General features: G+C 68.9%; 4 protein-coding genes. 1 reads left to right on the top strand and 3 read right to left on the bottom strand.

Annotated features, from left to right (window positions below; all coding sequences use genetic code 11):
* Positions 1-547: NlpB/DapX family lipoprotein (gene bamC / locus AC3WPZ_RS27815; protein ID WP_492442584.1), on the top strand; the 547-nt coding region annotated here is incomplete at its 5' end.
* A gap of 86 nt (positions 548-633) precedes the next feature.
* Here bamC and AC3WPZ_RS27810 read toward each other — a convergent pair.
* The 3 genes from AC3WPZ_RS27810 to AC3WPZ_RS27800 all read right to left on the bottom strand — a co-directional run bounded on the left by AC3WPZ_RS27810 (position 634) and on the right by AC3WPZ_RS27800 (position 2822).
* On the bottom strand, positions 634-981 hold the full coding sequence (locus tag AC3WPZ_RS27810) for a hypothetical protein (RefSeq protein WP_382159573.1): 348 nt from the start codon (positions 979-981) through the stop codon (positions 634-636).
* A gap of 190 nt (positions 982-1171) precedes the next feature.
* Positions 1172-1681, bottom strand: coding sequence for a hypothetical protein (locus AC3WPZ_RS27805; RefSeq protein ID WP_382159576.1), 510 nt, complete (start codon positions 1679-1681; stop codon positions 1172-1174).
* 31 nt (positions 1682-1712) lie between these two features.
* Entirely contained in the window at positions 1713-2822 is a 1110-nt protein-coding gene (locus AC3WPZ_RS27800) for a JmjC domain-containing protein (protein ID WP_492442586.1), read from the bottom strand.
* Between the last annotated feature and the right edge of the window lie 36 nt (positions 2823-2858).

The following is a 2858-nucleotide window of genomic DNA, read 5'->3' as shown; positions in this document are numbered from 1 at the left end:
GATCTACATCAGCCACCGCGGCATGGTGGAGGTCTATTCCACCAAGGAAAAAGACCAGACCGTGTGGCAGCCGCGCCCGGCCGACGTGGAGCTGGAAACCGAGTTCCTGCGCCGCCTGATGGTCAAGCTCGGCGTGAGCGAGGCGCAATCCCGGGCCGTGACCGCCACCGCGCCGGTGCAGGCCGCGGCGCGTGTCGCCATGGTGAACAACGCGCCCGTGGTGCAGTTCGACGACAACTTCGACCGCGCGTGGCGCCGCGTCGGCCTGTCGCTCGATCGCACGGGCTTCACCGTGGAAGACCGCGACCGCAGCCAGGGCCTCTACTTCGTGCGCTACGTCGAACCCGTGGTCAACGCCAAGGAGCCAGGCTTCTTCGCCAAGATGTTCGGCGCTTCGAAGACCGAGGCCTCGACCGAGCGCTTCCGCGTGTCGGTCAAGAGCGTCGAGAACCAGACCACCGTCGCGGTGCTCGACAGCCAGGGTCGGCCGGACAGCTCGGCGTCCGCGCAGCGCATTGCCAAACTGCTGGCCGAAGACCTCAAGTAAGAACGCCACGCACCAAAGAAAAAGCCGCCCGAGGGCGGCTTTTTCTTTGACCGGCCCGCAGCGCGGGCCTGCCCCTCAGGGCTGGGTCACTTCACAGCGGCCTTGGCATCGGCGGCGGCTTCCTTGGCCTTGTCGGCCACTTCCTTGGCGGCGTCCGCGGTGGCAGCGCCTGCGGCCTTGGCGGCGTCGGCGGTGGCGGCACCGGCTTCCTTCGCAGCGTCCACGGTGGCAGCGGTGGCTTCCTTGGCGGCATCGACGGCGGAAGCGCCGGCTTCCTTGGCGGATTCGGCAGCGCCGGCCATGGAAGGCGCAGCAGCGGCCGGAGCGGGTTCAGCGGCAGGTGCCGGTGCGGCGACCGGTGCCTCTTCCTTCTTGCCGCAGGCGGTCAAGGCGATGGCGGCCAACAGGCTGGCGAGCAGGATGGTTTTTTTCATGATGACAGTTCCAATGGATGAGAAAGACAGGCGGTCGAACGACCGGTTCGGAAAGGTTCCACGCACCCTGGGTGTTGTGTGACGGGAGGCCATCCAGCGGAGTGGGTTGACGTGACAACCCTCCCCTGCCGCGCGGATGATACCGCCCCGTCCTGGTGCAAGAAGCGAGAGGGGTTGTTTTTACCTTTGCTCACAGCCCCAGTGTGGACGCCGGGAAAGCGGGCGTGCTCTTGAGCGCCCACTCCTGCAGCTGCTCCTGCAGGGCCACGCGGCGCTCCGCGCTGCGGCTCACCACCATGGTGCATCGCAGGGGGTCCAGCCGCTGCAGCGTCCAGGCCGGTGACCACAACACGCTGGGCAGTTCGCCCACCGAGGCACTGGCACAGGCCTGCGCCTCCACCAGGTGCCCCCAGGTGCTGCGCCACTGCACGAAACGCGGGTGCATCTGCCGCAACACGCTGTAGTCGCGCGCCAGCAGATGCAGCGAACGGCCGCGCTGCGACCACGCATTGAGCGAAGCCACCACATCGCGTTCGCCCAGCGGCCAGTCGGCGAAGTCCGCGTCGCACAGGACCATGCGCGGCCAGCCCTCTTGCGCCGCCGTGGCGAAGGCCTGCCGGATCAGGTCGATAAAGGCCACGCGGCCGGAGAGCCGGCCTTCGGGCAGCGCGGCGATCGAAGCATCCAGGGGATCGGTCATGCGGGTCTCCTGACGAGGCGCCCACAGCGCCTCAAGCGGGTTCGATGCGGTGCAGCCACCCAGCGTCGAACCAGTCCTGCAGCAGGGCTTGTGCACCTTCGCTCGCGCGGACCACCTGCCGCTGGTCCAGCGCGCGCTGGTCGGCCAGCGCGCGCATGAGGCGGGCATCGGCACCACCGGCACGAAAGCTCTCGCCGTTGATGAAGATGTGGCGTTCGTCGTACATCATGCGCGTGCGCCGGTCCAGCCGCAAGGCGCCCGGCGCCCAGTCACCCTCGGGTTCGTCGAACCAGATGCGCGGCTTGGGCTCGGTCATGACCTCGCCCAGCGCGCAGGCCAGCGACTCGCGTTCCGCCAGCAGGCGCTGCAAGGCGTCCACCGCGAAGGCTTCGAGCGCGGCAGGCATGGCCGCCGGGGTCGCGGTGGCGGCTTGCCCCGGGTCACGAAAGAGGGTGTTGTCGTCGAGCTCGTCGGCCATGCGCTGCAGCAGTTCACCCGCCAGGCCGCCGCGCTGCGGCGCGCGAAAACCGATGGAGTAGGTGCTGCAGTCCCCGCCCACCGCATCCCCGTCGTGCGCCCAGCGCGGCGGCAGGTACAGCATGTCGCCCGGGTTGAGCACATGCTCTTCCTCGGGCTCGAAATGGCTGAGGATCTTGAGCGGCACGTCGGGCTGCAGCGACAGGTCCTTCTGCCGGCCGATGCGCCAGCGCCGCTGACCGGTGGCCTGCAGCAGGAACACGTCGTAGCTGTCGAAGTGCGGGCCCACGCCGCCGGCGTCGCTGGCCCAGGAAATCATCAGATCGTCCAGGCGCGCGTCGGGCACGAAACGGAAGCGCTGGAGCAACTCGTGCGCGGCGTCCAGGTGCTGGTCGACACCCTGCACCAGCAAGGTCCAGCCCGGTTGGCGCAGCGGCGGCAGCTGTGGGCGGGTCAAGGGGCCTTGCCTGAGCGTCCAGCCCTGGGGCTTGCGCACGATCAGGCGCGACTCGACCGCTTCATCGGCGGCCATGTCGAACAGCTGCTGCCGGCTCAACAAGGGCGTGAAACCCGGGATGGCGTTGCGGATCAGCAGCGGCTTTTTCTGCCAGTGCCGGCGCATGAACTGCGCCGGGCTGAGGCCGCCGAGCAGGTCGCAGGGCAGGTCCGGCGCGGGGGCGGACAAAGAGGGGGGGCTGGA

The organism is Hydrogenophaga sp. FW305-3-2-15-A-LB1, assembly GCF_058787875.1.
Note: the sequence above shows the minus strand (reverse complement) of the source record. Positions and strands in the feature narration are given on the sequence as shown.

Coding starts and splice junctions, on each gene's coding strand:
- AC3WPZ_RS27810 (WP_382159573.1), bottom strand. CDS start 981: ATGAAAAAAACCATCCTGCTCGCCAGCCTGTTGGCCGCCATCGCCTTG.
- AC3WPZ_RS27805 (WP_382159576.1), bottom strand. CDS start 1,681: ATGACCGATCCCCTGGATGCTTCGATCGCCGCGCTGCCCGAAGGCCGG.